This window comes from Paenibacillus sp. FSL H8-0260, assembly GCF_045040625.1.
GTDB classification, from domain to species: Bacteria; Bacillota; Bacilli; order Paenibacillales; family Paenibacillaceae; genus Paenibacillus_AQ; species Paenibacillus_AQ odorifer.
Genome location: NZ_CP150298.1, coordinates 5,739,119 through 5,762,219 on the forward strand (window position 1 = coordinate 5,739,119; position 23,101 = coordinate 5,762,219).

The following is a 23,101-nucleotide window of genomic DNA, read 5'->3' on the forward strand; positions in this document are numbered from 1 at the left end:
TATGGGCTTATGACACCCTTTTGCGATGAGGCCTTCATAAGATTATGTATAAAAAAAGGCATCTGCCTTCGCGCATTCGTCCACCCTGACACGCGGGTACAAACATACTATGACAAGAGTAGAAAAAGCAGGGATCATGTAACCGATGAAACAGGAGGAACAAACATGGGGCATAAGCTCGTTGGAATATTACTAAATGCCGATATGCACCGGGGCGTTCCCCGGCTAAAAACAGGACAGGAGTCTCTATCCAACTATGAAGAGGCCGCGGCGGCATACGGTTTAGTCCCTTGCTTCCTGAAGCTCGCGGACATCGATACGGACACAGGCTTTAGTGCCGCCTATATAAAGGGAGTTAATGGATATAAAAGCGTAGTTGTTCCTACGCCTGCTGTTATCCATAACCGGGCAATATACAGCAAAAACAGCCCGGGGATGCAGCGTCTGCTGAAGCACTATCCCCTGATTTTCAATACATGTAATCGATACGGCAAAGATGAGATCCATCAGCTGCTTGAAAAAAATACGGAGCTTCGCGAATATTTACCCGTAACAACGAGAGTCTCAGGCCTAAAAGAAATGATGAATCTTTATCCCGATCTCATTCTAAAACCTTGCCGGGGAAGTATAGGGAATGGGGTCATGCGGCTGGTCCGCAAGGGAGCTCAGCGTTGGACCTTGAGCTACCTCTCCCCTTCGATGCAGCGCTGGAGAAGTATTCCCGTCAATCAGGCGGCGTTGCCACAAGCGCTCCGCGCACGCCTAACCTCCGTACCTTATCTTGTACAAGAACGTATTCCCCTTGCTGAGATTGGAGGACGTCCCTTTGATCTACGCGTCACTGTTCAGCGCGGCTGGGGAGGAGATTGGCAGGTCACTGGGCTCTTCGCCAAACTGGCTGCCCCAGGGGGCTTTGTCTCCAATATAGCCCGCGGAGGAGAAGCGTTAAGCTCCTCCCTCGCGCTCGAAAAGGCCTTTTCAAGATCCACAGCGGCCCACATCCGTATGTCTGTCGAAATACTTAGCCTTGCAATCGCACGGTGTCTGGAGCAAGACCTTCCCGGACTGGCCGATATCGGACTGGATATAGGCATTACTAAGGACGGACGACTCTTCTTCATAGAGTGTAACGGTCGTGACCAACGCTACGGATTTCATAAAGCCGGCCTTACGGAAATTTGGAAAGACAGCTATCGCAGACCTATGGGATACGCGCGTTTTTTAATAGAAACGAACAGTACGGTATATAACAGTTATTGATTTGTCTCCTATTCTATGTCAATATAATGCAGAGCAGAGACGACCCGTATACAACCGTACTGCTGCATTATGGAAGGGAGATGGGCATGGTAAAACAATTGCTACGGCTGATGACCGAGCTATCCTCACACCGGTGGCTTTCACGGTTAATGGGATCTTTTTCTCATAGTAGAATCAGCCGTTTTCTTATCCCGGCATTTATTAAGACTTATCAAATCCCCTCCGCTCAAGCGGAGAAAAATCCTGGAGAATATCTCACTCTTAATGAGTTTTTCAGCCGCCGGCTGAAGCCGGGCATGCGGCCTATTGCAACCGACGCTGACGCTTTGGTTAGTCCCGTAGACGCAACGATTACTGCTATGGGTGACATTAACGCCGGTACGATTATGAATGTAAAAGGGCAGGATTATAAGATCGAGGATCTCCTTAATCACTCCCCGCATCTGGAGCTGTACAAGAAGGGTTTTTTCTTCGTTCTTTATTTGAGTCCTACCGATTATCACCGGATTCACTCTCCCCTTACCGGACAAAAGGTGGAGAGCGATTATATTCGCGGACGGGCCTATCCTGTCAACGATTTCGGAATGCGACATATGAAGGGTGTCCTGAACCGCAACGAACGTCTCATTACGTATATTGCCGGGAGTCACGGAGAAACCGCGGTAGTAAAGGTAGGCGCAATGAACGTCAGCAGTATTCGTTATACGGATGATACCGCTGCCGAGTGGCAAATAGGCGATGATCTGGCTTATTTTGAGTTTGGCTCCACCGTAGTGCTGCTCACGGAAAGCGGTACCTTTACCCCGAGACCCAAGCTTGAGGTCAACTCAAAGGTAAAAATGGGCGAACTACTGGGAACGTTGCATCAACCTTTGTAGGGAGATTTAGGCGAATTCCAAGAAAAATTAGAGGGTACCTCAAAAGCCATGAATTGGCTGCTGGGGTGCCCTCTAATTTTGGGGACTTCGTGTGGAGCACAGTTGCGGAGGCGAACGCTCTAGCTATCGTGTACCTATCGTCCAGCTATCGTCCAGCTATCGTCCAGCTATCATCTACCTATCGCTAGCCAACGTACACCTATCGCTAGCTATCGGACCCAGCTGACCTTATACGCGGCTTTTTGACACATTTGCGATTCTATCGGACTCCACCGCAGCTATTGGCATGAAAAACGCCATATTAGAGTCGATTCTTGGGAAATAGCGCCGCTGGAGTCCGAAACTCCGCTCAAATGGCGATAAATGGGCAAATAGCGGCTGCTGAGTCCGTAAGCATTTGCAGAGCGTTGATCGAGGTTGGTCGAAAGTTAGTTGAGGGCTGGCCGAGAGTTAGTTAAGGGCTGGCCGAGAGTTAGTTAAGGCTAGTCGAGCGTTAGTGGAGGGCTGGTCGAGAGCTGGTGGAAGGTGTGCACTCGCCGCTATCGGACCCAGCTGACCTTATACGCGGATTTTTGACACATTTGCGATTCTATCGGACTCCACCGCAGCTATTGGTATGAAAAACACCCTATTTGCGCTAGATCTTAGGCAATAGCGGCGCTGGAGTCCGAAAATCCGCTCAAATGGCGATAAATGGGCAAATAGCGGCTGCTGAGTCCGTAAGCATTTGCAGAGCGTTGGTGGAGGGCTGGTCGAGAGCTGGTGGAAGGTGTGCACTCGCCGCTATCGGACCCAGCTGACCTTATACGCGGATTTTTGACACATTTGCGATTCTATCGGACTCCACCGCAGCTATTGGTATGAAAAACACCCTATTTGCGCTAGATCTTAGGCAATAGCGGCGCTGGAGTCCGAAACTCCGCCCAAATGGCGATAAATGGGCAAATAGCGACTGCTGAGTCCGTAAGCATTTGCAGAGCGTTGGTCGAGGTTGGTCGAAAGTTAGTTAAGGGCTGGCCGAGAGTTAGTTAAGGACTAGTCGAGCGTTAGTTGAGGGCTGGTAGAGCGTTGGTCGAGAATCAACGGAGAATTGGTGGAAGGTTAGTATTCAACGCCATCGGACCCAACTGACCTTATACGCGCCATTTTCGCACATTTGATTGGCCACAAACACACTAATAACAAAAAGGACAGCCCCAAGGCTGTCCTTTTATCTTTTCATGTAACCCACCTATTACGCCTGTTGCGCCTATTTAACCCAATACACCTGTTATGCTTGTTCAACCTGCTACGCCCTAATATGCTTATTACACCTAATACGCCTGTTACGCTTATATAACCTACTACACCTGTTGCGCTTATTTTACCTTTACGCCCCGTTTTGCTTATTACTGTACACCCGTTATACTCAATACACCTGCTACGCCTATACGCTTATTACACGCCAATTACACATGTCCCTGCTTAGCAACATCAAGCGCCTTGGCCGCTACCTGTTCCGGATCGCCTAGATAAAAGCGACTGATAGGATTCATGTCCTCATCCAGTTTGTACACGAGTGGTACTCCGGTAGGGATATTGAGCTCCAGTAATGCCGCTTCATCAATATCCTCCATAAATTTAATCAATGCACGCAGCGTATTGCCGTGGGCTGAGATAAGCACCCGTTCTTTTTTACGCAAAAGAGGTACGATCCGGTTTCCCCAGAAATCGCCTACACGATGTACAGTGTCCTCCAGGCTCTCTCCACGCGGGATATCTCCCGGACGAACACTGCTGTAGCGAATATCGTTTCTGGCATACCTAGGATCATCAAGCTCCAGCAACGGGGGTCTCACCGATAAACTCCGCCGCCAGATATGCAGCTGCTCATCTCCATATTTTAGTGCTGTCTCGCTTTTACTTAATCCCTGCAATGCCCCGTAATGGCGTTCATTCAATTTCCAAGACTTTTGCACGGGAATCCACAGCAAATCCATCTCATCCAGTACATAGTTAAGAGTTTTAATCGAGCGTCTGAGTACCGAAGCAAAAGCCAGATCAAATGTATACCCAGCGTCCTTCAACAGCTTACCAGCAGTCTTTGCCTCTTGGATACCCTTCTCAGTTAAATCCGGGTCACTCCAGCCTGTGAACAAATTCTGTACATTGTACTGGCTCTCACCATGACGTATAAGTACGATTTCGTACATTTTCTCTCTCTCCTTCCAACTATGGACCTTATATATTCTACCGACGAACAACGTTATGCGAAACGTATGCAGAAAGCTCTCACCTTAGTAATAACCCAATCGTAGAAATAAATATCTACCGCTACCTCATAGTTAGGCCAATTAAACATCCTTAAAGGTACGTGAATGAGGCGTGCATGGAGCGTGAACGGTGTGTGGATATTGCGGTAAATGAGCATACGCTTCATTGCAGAATGTGCAACAGAAAATCTTAACTTTCACTTGAAGATACATTACATTGTACTTCGTGCAATAGATTATCGTGATAATCTCTAAAAAGGTTGTTTCTCCTGAATTTGAATGTAAGATGTGCTTCAGAATTCAAATTCGACTGCTATTAGAGTCAATCTATTGTACAAAATACAACGTGAGGCACGATGAAATGCCCATCAGTTACTCTAATCTTCGACTTAAGTTCATTATATATATCATTTTCTAACAACACAAAAAAACCGGATGCCTCACGGCCCCGGCTATTTATATTTTTAGTCATATCAGGCGATTCTATGCTTGCTTGTTCAGTTTAGAACCAGCTATCCACGACAAAAGCATTCGCCTGCTTTAACCGTTTTAAGCGGTTTCTAAAAATACCTCCGCCTCCACTCTTACAATCCGTGTTGCAAATTCTGCGTCTGATGATCATGCCAAGAGTCTCCTTCCAAGAAGTTATGTAAATTCTCTGTAAACTAAACTGCAAAGTATTTACCCTTGGGTGATCAAACTGAAACAAAAAAAGTGAATCAGCGGATCTCAGATGGACTTTTTCCGGTATATTGCTTGAACTGGCGGCTGAAAAAGAAAATGTCACGATATCCAAGCGCATCTGCTACCTCAGTAACATTCATTCCCGCGTACAGCAGTAAATGCTGAGCACGCTCAATCCGGGCTCGGATGACATAAGACTGCACAGAAGAACCCGTAAGCTCCTTGAACTTAATTGAAAAATACCGCGGTGAAAGCCCCGCACGAGCAGCAAGATCCTCTACTCGATGTGCAATCCCCGGATGCTGGCTCACATAGTTCGCTATTTCGTGAATGATTTCTGTCAAATGGTTGCTAACATAACGTTCTACTGGCTTCACACGGTCCTCCCTCAGCAGATGAATCATCAGCTGCTTCAGTACAAGCTGCCCTTCTTCTTCAGCGGCGTAAGTATCCACCAGAAATAGTCGAACGTACCTAGCAAGCAGATGTTCAAATTCAACGGTTTCTGTAAGCTCACGATAGGGCAGCGGAATATCCGTCACCTCTTCGGAGACATCAAAATGAATATATGTAAGTACAAGTGGCTTTTGCGGATTATGTGTAGCACTTGTATGGTCACCCGGACGAAAAAGGAAGCAGCTTCCCTTACCTACTTGAAAGGGTTCATCGTTACGCACAACCGTCCCTTCCCCGCTCCATACATAAAATAAATCATAATTTTGCAGCGACTTCTCTCTTTTTTGCCATTTCCAGCCCGGCTCGCATACAATCTTAGCCAGAGCCGGCAAAATAACAAAAGAGGACGGCGATGCATGCAGCATAACGTTCCCTCCTAAAAGTTTTGTTAGCATAACCTACTTTGAACTACTTCGCAAAACTTGCCTCGTAAGCATCCGCTTTGTTTTGTTAGCAAAACTTGTCTCGTAAGCATCCGCTTAGTATTCTCAGCAAATCTGCTCTTTCTGACTTCGCAGTGTCTATATAGTTTTGTTTAGCTTAATCTACTCCGAGTTTCTTCGTCAAAATTCTTAAACATTCGGTTAGTTTTGCATTTCATCTTCTTTATCATACCTTGTCATGTTGCATTTTGTACATCTTCCCACGCCAGATGCAGGCTTGTTATCCCTTCCTCCAGCTCCGCGGCATTCAGATGGGCAAAAGAAAAACAAGCGGCCGGCGCTCCCGGTGATAGCTGATATAACGCGGCATCTCTAAAATCCGTGCCGCGCCTAAGCGCTGCCGCTCGGAAAGCAACAAACTCTTCGCTGCTGCGCAGCCAGCGGGCATATACATGCAAGCCCGCATCACCAGGCAGCAGCTCGAAGAGCTCCTTAAGCCGTTCCGACAGCAGCGTCCTGAGGATTCGTCCGCGTTCACCATAGATGCGTGTCATCCGGCGCAGATGACGGCCATAGCCGCCTGTATTCATGAACCGCGCCAAGGCTCGCTGCTCCAGCAGCCCTACCGGCAAGGGCTCATATAGCGCCTTGGCGGCGATAGTCGGCTTTACTAAAGAGGGTGGAAGCACTGCAAAGCCGAGCCGCAGGCCTGAAAACATCGTGTTTGAAAAGGAGCCAACATATACGACCCGCTCTTCACGATCCAGTGCTTTTAAGGGCTCGATAGGACGCCCAGCCCAACGGAACTCACTGTCATAATCATCTTCAATGATTACTGCATGATGCCGCTGCGCCCATTCCAACAAGGTTCGGCGTCGTTCCAAAGGCAGTACCACACCCGTAGGAAATTGACGGCTCGGCGTAACAAACAACAGCCGGGCATCCCAATCCTCCGGAATAAGACCATTGCCATCCAGCTCCCCTGCCAGCAATCGGCCTCCGGTGATCTCTACGGCTCGGCGAATCCCGTGAAAGCCCGGGTCCTCAACGACCGCTGAGCCTCCTGCGTCCAGCAGCAGCTGCGTCAAAATAACGATGCCTTGCATCGAGCCGCTGAACAATACGATATGCTCTGCATCCGCGCGAATCCCGCGGGTAATCCGCAGATGTGCAGCGATAGCTTTCCGAAGCCCTTCATCGCCTTGAGGTGGACAAGAGCTTTGCAGCAATCCACCTTCCTTCCCTCCGGCATAAGAGAGCGCACTGCGCCATTCGGAGTATGGAAAATGTTCCATCCGCATACCATTACTCTGGAAGCTCACTACTTTCTTATTACTCTTTTCATAAAAGGGTATCGGGCGCGCAAGCAGCCGCTTTCCCCACGCCGAGATCGGAATCGTAGTCTCGCTTGCACAATCTCCTCCAGCAGCATCTGCGGCTTCACCCAAAGCCCGGTTCTCACCGTCACTGCCACTGGCAGCTGAAGCAAAGCTATCTTCCGATACGAATGTCCCCCGCCCCGTTTCAGTCCTTACATAACCATCAGCGAGCAACATTTCATACACCTGCGAGACCGATCCGCGCGACAGCTCATAGTGCTTAGCAAGACTTCGTGTAGACGGCAGCGGAGTGCCTCCCGGAAGTGTTCCTTCCAATATTCCTGCGCGGAGCGCGTGATATAACGCTAAATATTTGTAGCGGTGTATCGCCAGATATTGATCGTATGCCAGCGTGATATTCATCGTTATCCTCCTTGACCAGCAAGTGGTCCATTAAAAACTATCTTAATTGGTCCTTTTTAATTGTCAACCACTCTACTATTCTTTAAAGAACATTTACATTGGAGCAGACGCTCTAGACTAAAAAAGAAAGAGGACGTGATCCCTATGCGCAGAAAAGAATTTAAAGTAGATCAGGAGGAAGAATTGGTCTCTTTTCTTAACGGAATGAGTTTTGGTTTTCTCGGTACAAGCGATGAACAGGGGCAACCGCGGGTGACACCGCTGAATTTTGTATATACAGATGGTTGTTTCTATTTCCACGGCAGTCATGCTGGTGGCAAAATGAAGGCGATCCGCAATCAGCAGCAGGTCTGCTTTACGGTAGCGGATGAGTATGCTCTTATCCCGTCTTATTTTAGCGATCCCGAGCTGGCCTGCCCTGCAACCGCCTATTTTAAAAGTGTGACCGCCTACGGCAAAGCCGAACCTGTTGAAGACATTAGTGAAAAAGCCAGTGTACTCTCCTTATTTATGAAAAAGCTCCAGCCCGAGGGGGGTTATGATTCCATCGATGCAGAGGACCCTAAATATCGTCCCCGTCTAAAGGGAGTTGCCGTTGTGCGCATTACCCCCGAGGAGATCACTGCGAAGTTTAAGTTTGGGCAAAACCTAAAAGAAGAAGAGCGCTCCGGCATCATTTCCGGCCTGTCCGAAAGAAATAATCCGCGTGATGAAGAAACGATAGAAATGATGAAAAAATACTGCCCTTTCCACGCCGAATGATATTTTTTAAAAATCGTATCTTTCCAAGTGACGGTTGCAATTGGCGGTGATATAATGTTAGGCAATGTTAACAGTATGTTATCCCCAAAGAACCCTGGAAGGATGAAACTGATGAATCCACTAGCTGGACAATTAAACGAAAGTATCAAAGCAGGAAATGAACATGTGTATGATATGCTCTCTACGCTTGGCAAAGAGATTTACTTCCCAAAAGAGGGCATCCTGAGCCAATCCGCTGAAGCAGGAGCTCACGCCAAGAAATACAACGCAACCATCGGTATTGCTACTGAAGGTGGCGTACCTATGCACCTCGGCGTCATTCAGGATAAACTCTCCGCTTACAGTCCTAAGGATCTTTATAGTTACGCCCCTCCGGCAGGTAAACCAGAGTTGCGTACTGTATGGCGTGAAAAGATGCTGCGCGAAAATCCATCGCTAGAAGGTAAAACCATCAGCAATCCCGTTGTAACCAATGCCCTGACTCACGGGCTTAGCATTGTCGCTGACCTCTTCGCAGAGCCAGGTGACGCGATTATCTACCCGGACAAGAACTGGGAGAACTACGAATTAACCTTCGGAATCCGCCGCCATGGGGAGACCGTTAACTATCCGCTGTTCACAGAAGAAATGACGTTTAACAGTGCAGGTCTGGAAGACGCGCTGCTTGCTCAAAAAGAACGCGGCAAAGCGATTGTGCTGCTGAACTTCCCTAACAATCCTACCGGATATACTCCAGGGATTAAGGAAGGCGATGAGATCGTTGCAGCTATCCTTCGTGCGGCTGAGGAAGGCATCAACGTTGTTGTTGTAAGTGATGATGCATACTTCGGGTTATTCTTTGAGGATTCACTTAAAGAATCGCTGTTTGGCAAACTGGCTCATCTGCATCCTCGTGTGCTTCCAATCAAGATTGACGGTGCGACCAAAGAAGAATTTGTCTGGGGCTTCCGTGTCGGTTTCATCACTTATGCCTCGGAGGACAAAGACCTGCTGGCAGCATTGGAGCAAAAAACACTAGGCATCATCCGTGCCACCATTTCCAGCGGTGCGCATCCTTCGCAGACCTTCGTACTAGACGCCTTGAAATCTCCGGAATTCGAAGCACAGAAGGAAGAGAAGTTCCAGATCATGAAAGGCCGTGCGAATAAAGTAAAAGCACTGCTGGATAGCGGCAAATACGGCGAGGATGTATGGACGTATTATCCTTTTAACTCCGGTTACTTTATGTGTCTGAAGCTGCATACTGTTGCGGCTGAAGATCTCAGGCTTCACCTGATTCATAATTACGGACTAGGCACTATTGCTTTGGGTGAAACTGACCTACGTATTGCTTTCTCATGTATCGAAGAGGAACAGCTCGAAGATCTTTTCGATCTTGTATACGCAGGTGTTCGCGATTTAGAAAAAGCCTAACTGAACTTTATATAGCTTACAATCAGCTCCGTTTTCATGGAGCTGATTTTTTTTGTACACGAATCCGACATTGGCCTATACACGCCCCTCTCTCCGCACATACAATACGATGTACTCAAGTACAACACACACACCGAAAGGGGAATGAACATGAGCGAAGAAGTTAGAGGCGGATATGGATGTTGTGGAGGTGGCCCATTCACTAGCACTGGCGCCATCCTGGTTCTCTTTATCTTGCTGGTTATCATCAGCCGTTCACTTTTTGTCTAACCATTAATGACAGTCTCGGGAGAGAGCTTTAAGCTCTTTCCTATTTTCAATCCCTTTTTTTCACAATAGACGTGGGTGCCCAGTAGGTCATGATAATGGCTGCTGTGACGTCCGCGTCTTTTTTTAAAATTCCACCTTGGTCTAAGCACCAACCGCACCAACCTTCGTTACCTCAGATCACATTTGCCGCACAAAAGCAGCTATCGGACACCGCAGACCCTAAAGGCAGTATAATCCCATATTTGGTTTCCTTACGGACCCCAAAGCCGTTATTGGCATGCCAAACCCCAAATATGAACCTCTTCATAGGGAATAACGCCACTGGTGTCCGAACTTCCCCGATAAAGGTTGTATATTTGCAAATAACGTCAACTGGGTCCGTAAGCCTCAGGGGATAATTATGATCGGCGGCGGAGGTGCGGGCTTAATGTAGATCCAAACCACACCTTAAAAAGGCTGTCGCAAACGTAGAAAATCTACGGATGCGACAGCCCAAAAGCTTAAAGTATCTTTACAACTGATGTATTACAGATTGTACAAGTTGTAGATCAAAACCGCTGCCTCTGCACGGGTGGTAACACCTTGTGGATGAATCCGCAAGCCGTCTCCCTTGATCAGGCCAGCACGTATTAGTGCTGCCACACTGTCACGTGCAAACGCTGATACTTGCTGGCTATCCGTGAAACGGGTCATTGAAGCTCCGTTGCCGGCTGGAAGCTGTCTGCCGGCTGCTGCAATCGCTTTTGCAGCCAATGTCATCATTTCCTGCCGCGTAACAGAAGCGTTAAGATCAAAGCTTCCATCTGGACGACCAGTGGCGATCCCCAACTGCTTCGCTATAGCCAACGCTTCATATCTGTAATCGCCAGGCTGCACATCTGTGAAGCTTTCTGCACTAACGCCTTCCAAGCCAAGCGCTTTTATAAGCAGGAGCACAAAATCTCCCCGCTTCACTTCCGCTTGAGGTACAAATTGATCCTCTGTCATTCCGTTGATGATGCCTTTGGAGCCAAGCACCTCAATCGCATTGCGGGCCCACTCAAATTTACCGATATCCCGGAATGTCTTCTCCGTAAAGGTGATACTGTACGTACCAGAGAGAATTCCTGTAAAGGAAACCATCCCTGTAGCAGCGATATATCTGCCACTTGGAACAACCGTTAGAATCCCCAACGGATTCAGACTATGAATCGTTATATGTCCTTCTTTACCGCGTTCTTCTGATCGTGGAATATACGGTAGGGACACCTTAACCCGCATGTCAGGACTGTTCCATACGGCTTCCTTGCCATTGATAGTTACGCTCAGTTTAAATTCTGGACGAGAATCTGAATCCACCTTGGTTATCGTAATTACCCAAGGGGTTCCTGCCTCTTTTGCCGCTTGTTTCAGCAGACTACCTGGCAGCTCCAGCACACCAAATTCAGTATGAACGACCAATGAAGTCTTATCATCTGCAAAGATTATACCGTTTGGCAATTGCAGCTCATAACCCTCAGCTTTAGCTACTGCCGGTATATCAACAGTAACCGCTGAAGTTGCTCCACTTAAGCCTGCTGTAGCAGCCTTTTTCAAGCTCTCCAGGTCTACACTTGCTCTCGCCGCACCGGTATTACTGTTCAGCACTGGTGTTGCTGTAAGGAGGGTGCTGCCGGTTACACTGCCAGCATTTCCGCTTGAATTCCCCCCTGTTGTTCCGCTGTTGCCACCACCTGTGGTACCCCCGCTTCCGGAAGTTGGTGCTGTCGTTGGCCGAGTAGTCGGTTCAATGGTTGGACTTGGGGTTGGTTCAGGCGTTGCTGTTGGTGTAGGTGTTGGATCAGGTTTATCCGCAGAAACAATATATTCAAAACTGGAAATATCACTTGGCTTCCAGCCCTCTTTTACAGCAATCGCCTTAATCGTCTTGCTCTTGCCTACATAAATCACTCCACTATAAAGTTCGCTGGCTGCTGTAGGTACAGTGCCATCCAACGTATAGTGAATAGACGCTCCAGCTGTAGCTGTAGTTAACTTCACGGCAACCTGCCCTGAATAAGTTCCCCCGGCAGGATCAGCCTGCGGAGCAGACACCGTTTTCATATCAACCACTCCGCTGATCACATACGTGAATGGAGCTACAAAACTGTTCTCCATGCCCTCTTTTACCGCTATCGTACGAAGAACTGTGACTCCTGCTGCGTCAATAGTTCCGGTATAAAGTGGACTGTCTGCTGTAGGCAATGACCCATCGGTTGTGTAATGAATCTCTGCTCCTGATGTCGCTGTAGTAAGGCTGATCGTTTGTAATCCGCTGTAAGCTCCCGGTTTCAAAGAAGAAACGGGTAAGGAAACCTTTGAATGAATCGGCTGCTCTCCTTCTTCCGTCCGTTCCAGCGTGAACCAATCTAGATTGGCACCGTCATTATTGAAGCTCATCCGTACTACCTGTTTTCCTTGCGCAAGTTGTACGACACCACTCGCCAGCGTGTAATTCGACCATCCACCTGTAGTAGGCATAGGCACTGTTGAGAGTTTTGTACCCTTTACAGATAACGTAGTGCTTACCCCGCCTTGTGCTGTAGCATACCGATATACAATTTTATAAAATCCGGCTTCAGTAATATCAAGGACATAATCCATGGAACCCCCTGCAACGGTAAACCCTACATTTCTAAAATCCAGCACACCGCCAGTCATGGTACTCTGAATTCCATTGGGTGTAGCATCGTAATAATTCTCGGCTTCCACCTTTAAAGAACCAGCGCCATCCATGATTTCTTCAGTATAAGGTTCTATTTGAATACCACTGAGCTCATATCCTGCTGATCCAGCTTGCAGACGGAGCTTCTGTTCACCCGCCTTCAATTGAAGAACGGTGCGTATGCCAACGGTTTGCGAGTAAAGATTCGGCACATCAACGGTTCTTAATGTCTTCCCATCCTCCGTTTTATAAATAATGCCCTTAGGAGCACCATTCGCGGAAGTTACGGTAAGCGTAAAAGCATAGTTTCTATCCTGCGGCACATTTACCCAGTAATCGATGCTGTCTCCAGCATCAATGCCGGTCAGCTTCGCTCCACTGCCTTGGCCGCTGACTGTGATCCCTTGCAGCTGGTAGAATTGATCCAGTGCGTTCAAGCTTGTGACTTCTATAGGTGCTGTAGCACTAGTTGTTCCTAAGAGCTTAACCTCCGCACGCAGCACGCCGCCACCACTTGAATCGGCATAAGCATTTGCAGGCACATTCACGGCAAGCTGTAAATCACTATAATACGGGGTATGATCATTCCAGGCCAGCGTCAGCTTCACATGGGTAGGGTCAAGTAAGGCAGCTGCCCCAATACTTACATGCCCCTGATCCTTACCTGGGCCCGAGACAGAAATGCTCTGAATGGCATCAGGATTAAATGTCCCTCCTGAAAGGCTGACTACCAATTCATTCCCGTTCACTTGATAAGGAAGCGTGCTCGGAGAAAGACTAATGCTCTCTTCGTCGTTGATTGCTGTAACTATAAGAGGCAATTTCAGAACATGTACGCTGTCAAAAGACTGATTTGATTCTGTCTGATACACATCAGCGGTAACCGTAAGAATACGATCCGTGTCGAAATCAATAATTCGCGTACCCGCTAATACGACCTTCGCTGTATAATCATCCACCCGGTATACGCTATTGACAACTGTACCTTCGTAACCTTCAATAGACCAATAAGCGGTGTCCAGTTCAGGTGCATATTTGTCATTTACTAGCTTGACGATAACTTCTGCACCCTCCTCATTTCCTTCTACCAGAGCAGTCTCTGATTGAAGCGCGGGGCCGATCGTAAGCGACTGCAGATGAAATCCTGCTCCATTTACTTTCATGGTCAGCGTCTGCTCCCCGGCAGGCAAGGTTACCGTTCCATTAGCTATTTGCCAATTGGACCATCCCCCCGTCTTCGTCAAAGCATAAGTAGCTGCCGTTACCGTTACTCCATCCTCTCCCGTCAGCAGTTCCAGCTCTGCATCATCCTGATTAGTAGCATAGGAGATCAGGAGTGGGTAGGTACCGCTGGCAGGTACATTAATCTTGTACTTCACCCAATCGCCGGGGTCAGTATAACCCACTGCACCACCCGTTACTAATACACCTGAAGCTGTCGTGTAGTCTTGCCCTTGAAGCACAGCAGGAAGCTCATGTGATCCGGAAGGCGCTTGGCGTAAAGCTAATGAACGGATATTATAACCGTTCCCGTTCATCTTCAAGGTGAGCTTGTGAATGCCCTTGTTCAGAGAGATCAAGGATTGATAATCTGCAAAATCGGTCAGACTCTCCGTCTGCTGCACAATTGGAAGCGTAGCAATGACCTTACCATCTTCACTAATCTCCACCGATTTTCCGGCGCCATCGCTGAATTGAGCGGCATACTTAAATTGAAGTGAATATTCACCGCTCTCTTTAACATCAATCACATAGTCGAAGGTGGACGATGCGTCTGGCGAGAACCCGCCAATATAACCCTGCTCATTCACAGTGTAAACCCCTTGCGCTTCTTCAAAATCAACAGCATTCACTACACCCGGCACCGCCTGTATACCATTCAGACGTTCCCAGCTATAAGTGCCCACTGATTTCGCCGGCAGCACAGCACTAATTTGCGCACCGTCCACTAGCAATTTAAACGGCTGTGGATCCGATGTCTGGTTGATTACTACCGTCACAATCTCTTTTCCATCTGGACTAGCAAAAGCTACGTTCGTTACAGTACTGCTTGAGCCGTAGTCACTATCAATCCGCACGTACCCCGGTTTAACGAATTTTGTATATTGGCCCATCAGATAATATTCTGGCAGCAGCCAGTAATGGTTACGGTCTCCCGAATCCTGCACAATCGGGGTTGGGTCTGGCGTTCCGGTCCACTGATGGGAGGCAATATCACTGTCCAGCATCGCTACCCATGAGTTATAGCTGCGGGCCCAATTACGGAAATATTGAGCAATGCGGTCTGCGCCTGAGGTACCCCAGACTGCGCGTTCGGTCAAATATACATTTTTGTCAGGATAGAGATTATGGAGTTGGGTCATCAGACCAAGGTCACCGCCATAATCATGAAAAGCAGTTCCGTCCACCGCATCGTAGGCACCTAATTCAGGATTGCCTAGGATTTGTGCTGGATAGGCCATCGTGTCACCAGGATTATGATCAAATGTCCACAGCTTCACGTCTTTGAAACCATGTTCATCTAATTCCTTCCGCAGCAGTTTAGCCAGCTGGGCTTCTTGCTCCCACGGCATTTTGGTGCTTGGATATTCAATTTCCAGCAAAGGTTCATTCTGCAAGGTCAGACCTTCAAAGGTAATTCCCAGCTTCTCGTACTCCTGTACGAATTTAAGATAATATTTGGCCAGTACAGGCAGATATTCATCCTTCACTTGGCCTTTGATCATACTGTCTGTAGTCTTCATCCAACCGGGCGGGCTCCAAGGTGAGGCAAAAAACTTAATATCCGGATTGATGTTTTGAATTTTTTTAACCGTGCTGATGATATGGTAGTCAATATCCTTTTGTATGGAGAAATTCTCCAAATTAATGTCGGTTTGTCCTGGAGGCATATCATCGTAGGTATAAAATTGTTTATCTGTAAAGTCAGCCGTCCCAATCGTCAACCTGAGCATACTCATTCCGATCCCCGATACAGGATCAATCATTTTCCGCAGCAATTCCTCCTGCTTCGCCGCAGACATCTTCGCCAGATTATTAACCGTCGATTCCTCCATAGAGGTACCGATCCCTAGAATAGATTGATATTTCCGGTCAGGATCAATATGGATCTCTGTACCTGCCTTCACGTCGGGAACCACAATATCCAGCTTCGCCTGCTCTTCCAGCTTCAAATCACCCTCTTGATAACGGTCAGCATAATACCACTTCCGATCGGAAGGATCTCGCTCACTCGATACCCAGGAGCTAACTACATCTGACTTAATAACATGTTTAGTGCTTTCCCCGCCATCTCCGGGATTCGATGGATCTACAGGCACATCACCTGTTCGAGTGAAGCTTACCCAGTTCAGGTTGATATCTCCACCGGTAAATTCCAGACGGATCTTTTGCAATCCTGCCTTCTTAAACACAACATTTTCTACAGCTTTCGTCTGCCAATTCTGCCAGCCACCTGTTGAGGTCACGCTTAATGTTCCTAGCTTAGTTCCCTCTGCTGATTTGATGTTGACGCCTGTAGTGCCACTATTAACGGAATAGCGGAAATCGGCTTGATACGTACCTGCTTGCGCCACATTCACGTTATATTCGAGCCACTGGCCAGCCGAGGTATAGCCGACATTGAGACCGCCACCTATATCCTGCGTATTTTCAGTTTGCAGTCCTGCGCTTTTGTTCAAAAAATCCTCTGCTTCAATTTTGCCGGGAATCGGCAGAGAAGGAATCTCTGGAGCTTCCGGATCGACAGGAGCGGTTGGAAGCTTTGGTGTTTTCTCATTTTTGGTCAAGCCATATCCCGTTTTGAACAACACATTAGTACTGTTATTGTCTGCCGGATAATTGTTCAAAGTGAATGGCCAACGAATTGGATTTTTGCCTACAAAATCCTTAGTACCAAATAACACATCAGCTACTCCAGCACCCTCTGTGCCTGGTAGCCAAGCTGCCACAAGCCCATCCCAATCTTCCAATTGGCTGGCTATCGTCATTGGACGTCCAGACACCAGTACAACGATAAGCGGAATATTAGGATCAGCAGCACGTATATTCGCAAGTGTCGCCAGATCCTGCTCATCCAGATTCAAGCTGGTCCGGTCGCCATCGGTCTCGGCGTAAGGTGTCTCACCGATAACAGCGATCGCCGCATCATAACCCGCAGCCCCACGCCCATTAAGGTTATATGTGACCGTTGTAGAAGCAGGAACAGCCTCCTTTATCCCTTCGAGGATCGTCGTGCCTTCAGTTATATTGCCTGACTTCCCTTGCCAAGTGATCGACCAGCCGCCGGCTTGGTTACCGATATTATTAGCGTTTTTACCCGCTACGAATATTTTATCCATCCCGCTTAATTGCGATAGAATTGGACTTCCATTTACCTCATCGTTCTTCAAAAGAACAAGCGACTCCGCCACAGCTTGGCGGGCTAATTTGCGGCTTTCTGCTGAGCCAAAAGCACTCAACAGCTCCGGTTCGCTTTTGGGATGCTCGAACAATCCTGAAGCGATTTTGACCTGCAGGATACGTTCTGCCGCATCATCTATGCGCTCAGTAGAGATTTTACCTTCGCCTACAAGTTCTGTGATGTACTTAATCGTATCCTTCCAAACGGTCGGCATCATGAACATATCGACTCCGGCGTTTACGGACACATTCAGTTGGTTCTTCAACCCGCTAACAGCTTTGCCCTCGCTATCCACTGTGATTTGCTGCACAGCGTTATAATCTGAAATAACGAAACCGGTAAAGCCAAGTCCGCCATTTTTCTTGTCACCCTTCAAAACATCGGTCAGCAAATGTTTATGGGCATGCATTTTAAGACCTTGGATGCTGTGATAGGAGGCCATAACCGTCTGCACCCCTGCGTCTACAGCTGCTTTATAAATTTTCAAATCCTTATCCATGATCTCTTGCTCGGTATATTTAGTGATGTTGCCTTGATTTACACCATTATCCGTATAACCTTCACCTAGATAATGTTTTGCAGTTGCCGTGATTGTATCTGTCCCTGCCAATGCAGCAGCAGTCCGTCCTTGCAGACCAAACACATAAGCCGCACCTAGTTCTGCTGAAATATCCTGATTATCACTAAAACCTTCATAGGTTCTACCCCATCTTGCATTATGAGGGGAGGCTATCGTTGGGGCAAATGTCCAGTTCGCTCCTGTTGCGGATACTTCCTTAGCAGCAGCTGCACCAATAAGCTCAGTCAATGCCGGATCATTAGCAGCCCCTAGACCAATATTATGCGGAAAAAGCGTCGCGCCTTTGACATTGTTATGTCCATGCACCGCATCCACCCCATAGAGCAGCGGAATGCCTAATCTGGTAGATAATGCACCATCCTGATAGCTATCAATCAAACTTCTCCAGTTATCGCGAGTGCTGTCACTTTCTTTTCCGTTAGGGAATGAGCCTCCCCCGCTGAGTACAGAGCCAAGAGCATATTTCTGTACCTCCTCAGGTGTGACAGCAGCTCTTTCTGCTTGAACCATCTGCCCAATCTTCTCTTCCAGCGTCATTCGGGATAATAGATCCGCAGTGCGCTCCTCCACACTTTTTGTGGGATCATAATACACTGGAACTCCTGCGGCATCCGCTGCGGCCCGTGGTATACCCGCCTCAAGCACATTCAAGAATAAGGACGATAGTAAAAGCGCCACCATGAATATTGATAATCTTCTTTTCACGCCTGAATCCTCCCCCAATACTGTTTTGTTGGTACGGATGACTACACCTATGAATGGAAGCGTATACATGTTGTAAGATACAGGCTTATTATGCTGGAGCCATCTGGTAAAAGACATACAGCATTTTTTAAATACTCTGTTCCGTTTTTGCAAATTTAAGGACTTGCCCGGCTCAAATTATGCTTCCAGCAAAAAAAGGCTCTCTCATTCGTAGAATTTCTCTACTGTGAGACAGCCTTTTTATTGTGACTATGAAATTGCTTTACAAATCATCGTCATCTAATCGTGCCGCTTTGCGGGACAAGTATCCTTTAAACAGAAAGACTACCACAATACCTGCCGCTAAGGTAAAGATCACTGGCATCAGACGGTCACCTATGGAAGCTAAGAAAGGTAATCCAAGAACCAATGCCACAACCAGATGCGCACGGAATACAAATTGTGTTGTGTTGTCCGCCTTACTGCCTTCAGGAAAAGGATACACTGTCAGCCAAAAAGACTCGCTATGCAATTTGCGGAGTGCCGACAATTGAACACCAATGATGAACAGGAAGAACAAATAAATTCCGGTGCCAAAGTAACTATCACGGTTCCACCAATTCAGCAGCAGAGCCAGCACCGATATCCGCATAATGATTCCAAAGATATCGCCCCGGGCAAAGCTTTTGGTCAGCAGATACCGATAAGCAGTATCCTTGCGCCAAGGCAGCTTAGCGCCCCATTTGGAAAGATAACGGCGGGAATACACTCGTTGCTCACGGCCCGGCACATCCACGAACCAGCCCAGAACCATCAGCGCACGTGCACCTTGATTGTTTTCCATGGCGATCAGTCTTTCCCATGGCACAGCGTGACGTCCGGGCACAGACAGTGCAGCAAGATAGGCTGCTGCCAACAACACCATAAATATCAGGCTCGGGCCGGCAGGCTGCCACAACCAAGCAGCAATAATCAAACCTCCAACTGCCCAGCGCAAGAAAGCATACACACCTGCCATCGGACGTGACAGCATAGCTATCTCTTTCCATAATCCATAGCTCGCGATCAGCTTCACAGCAATCAGGATCAACACTGTAAATAAAAGTCGCTTGGGAGAATCATCTGTACGTATGTACAACGGCCAAAGGGTGATCAGTACAAATAACAAGCGAATGATCTTCCACACGTTTCCACTGACCCAGGATGGTGCAAAATATTCCTTCATGCGGTGACCCTGAGGCAGCAGAAAGATCGTATCCGGGGTCTGCAAATAGGTTCGGAAGCTGCTATGCACTGTCGCAGGCAACAGTAATGCTAACATAATCCAGCGAATGGGAATGCCTTCTGGTACATTTTGTAGCAGCGATGTATACCAAGCAGAGAAGACGATCAACACGAACAGGAAGACCATGGCTACGCCGCTTTGAATGATATATCCCACATAAGGAAGCATACTTCCCATGAATCGACCGCGCCGCGTGCGCCGCAGCTCTTTCAAATCCATATTATTTCCCTCCCTGAACCAGCTCGTAGAACAGCTGCTCCAAAGTCAGCCCCTGATGCCCGGCAGTTGCCGCTATTTCCGCCAACGTGCCCTGTGCAATCACCTTACCTTTATGCAATACAATAAAACGGTCGCAATAATTCTCTATTGTGGAAAGAATATGAGAGCTTAACAGAATCGACGATCCAGAGTTCTTCAGATCCATCATGAAATCAAGCAAGGAGCGGATCCCTAGCGGATCCAATCCTAAAAAAGGCTCATCGATGACATATAACGCAGGTCGTGCAACGAAAGCGCACATGATCATAACCTTCTGTTTCATCCCTTTGGATAGATGGGTCGACAGGGTGTCCATCTTATCCTCCATATGGAACAGCTTGGCAAGATGCGAGGTGCGGGATTCATAATCCTTTTGATCTACCCCATAAGCTCTGGCAGTAAATTCAACATGCTCACGAACCGTCATTTCGTCATACAGCAGCGGCGATTCCGGTACAAAAGACAACGCATTATTGTATCCAACGGGATCTTCAGCACGCGTCTTGCCCTGTACGGTGATATCGCCCTTATGGAGCGACATCAATCCTAGAATATGCTTCATCGTCGTACTTTTTCCTGCTCCGTTTAAACCAATCAATCCAACCATTTCACCAGGCTGCACCTGAAGTGCAATATCATGCAGCACTGGCTTATTCAGGCTGTACCCACCACTGAGACCCGTAATTTGCAATACGGGAGCATTATTCATTGACCGTCACCTCTCGGAGTTTTGTCTTTCAACCACTTTGGAGCTCCTTTATTTTTACGGTTCTTCTCACGTTCCGCATTGCTGCTGCGTTTGCTCCGTGCAGGAGTCGCATCTCCGCGTGCTCCCGCAGAAGGATTCGCGCTGCGCTGTGGATCGCGTTGTTGTTCTCCGCTTGTTGTTTCACTTGTGTTAATCGTAGCCATTCTTTTGGCAGGCGGTGTACCTGCTCCAACGGATGGCGACTGAACATTGGAGGCTCCAGATGTGCTAACAGGCGGCTTGCCGCTGCGTGGAGCGGATCCATCACGGCGTTGCCCACTGCCTTCATTACTCCGTCCCCGTCCATTGTGCAAAGCGCTGCGTGCTTCATCTGCTGCTAGCACCTTACCACCGACCATCTCCCGCTCCTCAAGCGCAATATCCAATTCGCGGGCGAATTTCCGCATGATAAAGGTCTGTTGCTCTGTAACAATCGTTACAGATAAGCCGCGGCGTCCCATCCGTCCGGTACGGCCTGCACGGTGTACATAATGTTCAGAATCAAAAGCAGGATCGTAGCTAACTACCAAAGAAAGATTCTCAATATCCAGTCCTCTGGCTGCTACGTCACTGGCAACAAGCACACGAAATTTTCCTTCCCGGAAACCTTTTAATACATTGCTGCGCGTTACCTTATCGGCATCTCCGTAAAGTGCTGCCGCAGTAAGCCCAAGATGATTCAGCTTAGCCTCAACCTCGGCAATATCATCTGTAGCATTCACGAACACAATCGCTTTATCGGGATTGTAATGGCGAATCACCCGGCGCAGCATGTCCATTTTGTTACGCTCTTCAGCAACAACATAATGATGCTCCAAGCTTTCAGCAGTCATTACACCTGGAGCAATCCCAACCTCTGCCGGGTTCTTCATTTCACGATTAGCCAGCGCTTTCGTCTCTGGTCCGATCGTTGCCGACAGCATAACAAGCTGGCGTGAACGCAGCGCACTGCTGACAATTTTTGTGACTTCGCCGGCTCCGCTAAGCTGGAACATTTGGTCCGCTTCATCCAGAACAATAGTACTGACTTCATGCATCTTCAATTTACGAAGTCCAATCAGCTCGCGGATCCGCCCAGGTGTTCCCACAACTAGCTGTGGATGCTCACGCAGCTTGTCAATCTGGCGTTTGATTGCGGCCCCGCCAATAAGACCCATAACTCGGATTCCGCGCTGTTCACCATAACGTTCCGCCTCGCGTAAGATTTGCATCGCCAGCTCCTGTGTAGGGGCGAGCACCAGCTTTTGGACCACCTTCTGCTCCGGATTAATCGTTTGAAGCAGCGGCAATAGATAGGCCAGCGTCTTACCCGTTCCAGTCTGGGAAGCTGCAATAACATCTCTTCCCTCTAGTAGAAGCGGTATTGTCTGCTCTTGTACCGGGGATGGAGCGTTAATGCCGAATTCCGACAACCGGGCAATGAGGTCTTCCTGAATGCCGATAGCCGCAAAAGAAGCTTTATTCATAAGTGTAATTCATCCTTTTCGCTTGAGATAATATCTTCATTATATGCCAAAAAGGCCTCTCCACCAAATGGAAGGCCAATAAAGCTGACAACAGGGTCTATTTTCTGTTCATCGCATTATAAGTAAGCTTGTCCGCCAGGCGAGGAAACAGCCCGTAAAGCCGTATGCCAAACCCTGCCAGACCCGGAAGATCGAGCTCTTCTTTGCCGGTCTCCATAACCTTAACGATCTTGGAAGATACATGCTCTGGGGTCATCATCATCCGGGCTACACTCTTCTCATAATTGCCAGAGGGGTCAGCCGTTTTGAAAAAATCGGTGGCGATCGGCCCCGGGTTCACAGCCGAGACGATAATTCCACTCTTCCGCAGCTCCTGACGGAGCGCATTTGTGAATCCGAGTACAGCATGTTTGGTAGCCGTATAGGCTACGGACTTGGCTGTGCCTATCTTCCCTGCCATGGAAGCCACATTTACAATCTGGCCGCTTCCCCGCTCCAGCATATGTGGAACAACAGCCTTCGTGCACCGGACAATCCCCATGTAGTTAACATCCATCATATCGTCAAATTCATGAGGCTCCATCTCTGTAAAAGCAGCAAATTTGCCGTACCCTGCGTTATTGAGCAAAATATCAATTCTGCCATATGCCTCCAAAATTTGTGCGAACGTCTTCTGAACACCCTCAGCATCTGTTACATCACAGGTATACAGTCCAAAAACGCCCGGGATACCAGCCGCTGTTTCTTTCAGCTTCGCTTCGGAACGTGCTACCAGGACAGGGATTGCCCCCTTTTTACTAAGCATCTGTGCCGTTAATGCACCAATGCCGCTGGACGCTCCTGTAATCACAACAACCTTATCTTTGAGTACCATGAAAAGTATTTCAGCTCCTAA

13 protein-coding genes are annotated in these 23,101 nt (G+C 48.1%); 5 read left to right on the forward strand and 8 right to left on the reverse strand.

All coding sequences use genetic code 11. The features are described from left to right. Nucleotides 1–165 precede the first annotated feature (165 nt). Nucleotides 166–1,260 carry a YheC/YheD family protein gene (locus MHI51_RS25490; protein WP_076280560.1) on the forward strand — a complete coding sequence of 365 codons (1,095 nt, stop codon included), beginning with the start codon at nt 166–168 and terminating at the stop codon, nt 1,258–1,260. Between the two features lie 86 nt (nt 1,261–1,346). Then, nucleotides 1,347–2,138, forward strand: coding sequence for an archaetidylserine decarboxylase (gene asd, locus MHI51_RS25495; protein WP_076278180.1), 792 nt, complete (start codon nt 1,347–1,349; stop codon nt 2,136–2,138). Between the two features lie 1,448 nt (nt 2,139–3,586). On the opposite strand, the gene gpmA is transcribed toward asd, so the two are convergent. From gpmA to MHI51_RS25510, 3 genes are all read right to left on the reverse strand, one after another. Then, a complete protein-coding gene (gpmA, locus tag MHI51_RS25500; protein WP_076141983.1) occupies nt 3,587–4,330 on the reverse strand; it encodes a 2,3-diphosphoglycerate-dependent phosphoglycerate mutase in 744 nt (247 codons plus the stop codon). Between the two features lie 779 nt (nt 4,331–5,109). Then, nucleotides 5,110–5,895, reverse strand: coding sequence for an AraC family transcriptional regulator (locus tag MHI51_RS25505; RefSeq protein WP_036679782.1), 786 nt, complete (start codon nt 5,893–5,895; stop codon nt 5,110–5,112). Nucleotides 5,896–6,149: 254 nt separating this feature from the next. Continuing rightward, nucleotides 6,150–7,655, reverse strand: coding sequence for a PLP-dependent aminotransferase family protein (locus MHI51_RS25510; RefSeq protein ID WP_405173347.1), 1,506 nt, complete (start codon nt 7,653–7,655; stop codon nt 6,150–6,152). Between the two features lie 144 nt (nt 7,656–7,799). Between MHI51_RS25510 and MHI51_RS25515 the strand changes: the two genes are divergently transcribed. The 3 genes from MHI51_RS25515 to MHI51_RS25525 all read left to right on the forward strand — a co-directional run bounded on the left by MHI51_RS25515 (nt 7,800) and on the right by MHI51_RS25525 (nt 10,100). Next, entirely contained in the window at nt 7,800–8,417 is a 618-nt protein-coding gene (locus MHI51_RS25515) for a pyridoxamine 5'-phosphate oxidase family protein (RefSeq protein ID WP_076277568.1), read from the forward strand. A gap of 111 nt (nt 8,418–8,528) precedes the next feature. Next, nucleotides 8,529–9,830 (forward strand): aminotransferase class I/II-fold pyridoxal phosphate-dependent enzyme, encoded by a 1,302-nt coding sequence (locus tag MHI51_RS25520; RefSeq protein WP_036679816.1) that lies wholly within the window; start codon nt 8,529–8,531, stop codon nt 9,828–9,830. 150 nt (nt 9,831–9,980) lie between these two features. Further along, nucleotides 9,981–10,100 carry a YjcZ family sporulation protein gene (locus MHI51_RS25525; RefSeq protein ID WP_212592220.1) on the forward strand — a complete coding sequence of 40 codons (120 nt, stop codon included), beginning with the start codon at nt 9,981–9,983 and terminating at the stop codon, nt 10,098–10,100. Nucleotides 10,101–10,625: 525 nt separating this feature from the next. Here MHI51_RS25525 and MHI51_RS25530 read toward each other — a convergent pair. From MHI51_RS25530 to MHI51_RS25550, 5 genes are all read right to left on the reverse strand, one after another. Next, on the reverse strand, nt 10,626–18,470 hold the full coding sequence (locus MHI51_RS25530) for a glycoside hydrolase family 3 N-terminal domain-containing protein (protein ID WP_405173348.1): 7,845 nt from the start codon (nt 18,468–18,470) through the stop codon (nt 10,626–10,628). Nucleotides 18,471–18,732: 262 nt separating this feature from the next. Beyond that, on the reverse strand, nt 18,733–19,953 hold the full coding sequence (locus tag MHI51_RS25535) for an ABC transporter permease (protein WP_076277567.1): 1,221 nt from the start codon (nt 19,951–19,953) through the stop codon (nt 18,733–18,735). Nucleotide 19,954: 1 nt separating this feature from the next. Continuing rightward, the gene (locus tag MHI51_RS25540; RefSeq protein WP_405173349.1) at nt 19,955–20,701 is read right to left on the reverse strand and encodes an ABC transporter ATP-binding protein; all 747 of its coding nucleotides are present in this window, start codon (nt 20,699–20,701) and stop codon (nt 19,955–19,957) included. Beyond that, nucleotides 20,698–22,206, reverse strand: a complete 1,509-nt coding sequence (locus MHI51_RS25545) for a DEAD/DEAH box helicase (RefSeq protein WP_339244835.1) — start codon at nt 22,204–22,206, stop codon at nt 20,698–20,700. Before MHI51_RS25545 ends, MHI51_RS25540 begins: the two co-directional genes overlap by 4 nt. A 97-nt stretch (nt 22,207–22,303) precedes the next feature. Next, nucleotides 22,304–23,080 (reverse strand): SDR family oxidoreductase, encoded by a 777-nt coding sequence (locus MHI51_RS25550; protein ID WP_076127922.1) that lies wholly within the window; start codon nt 23,078–23,080, stop codon nt 22,304–22,306. Nucleotides 23,081–23,101: the final 21 nt, after the last annotated feature.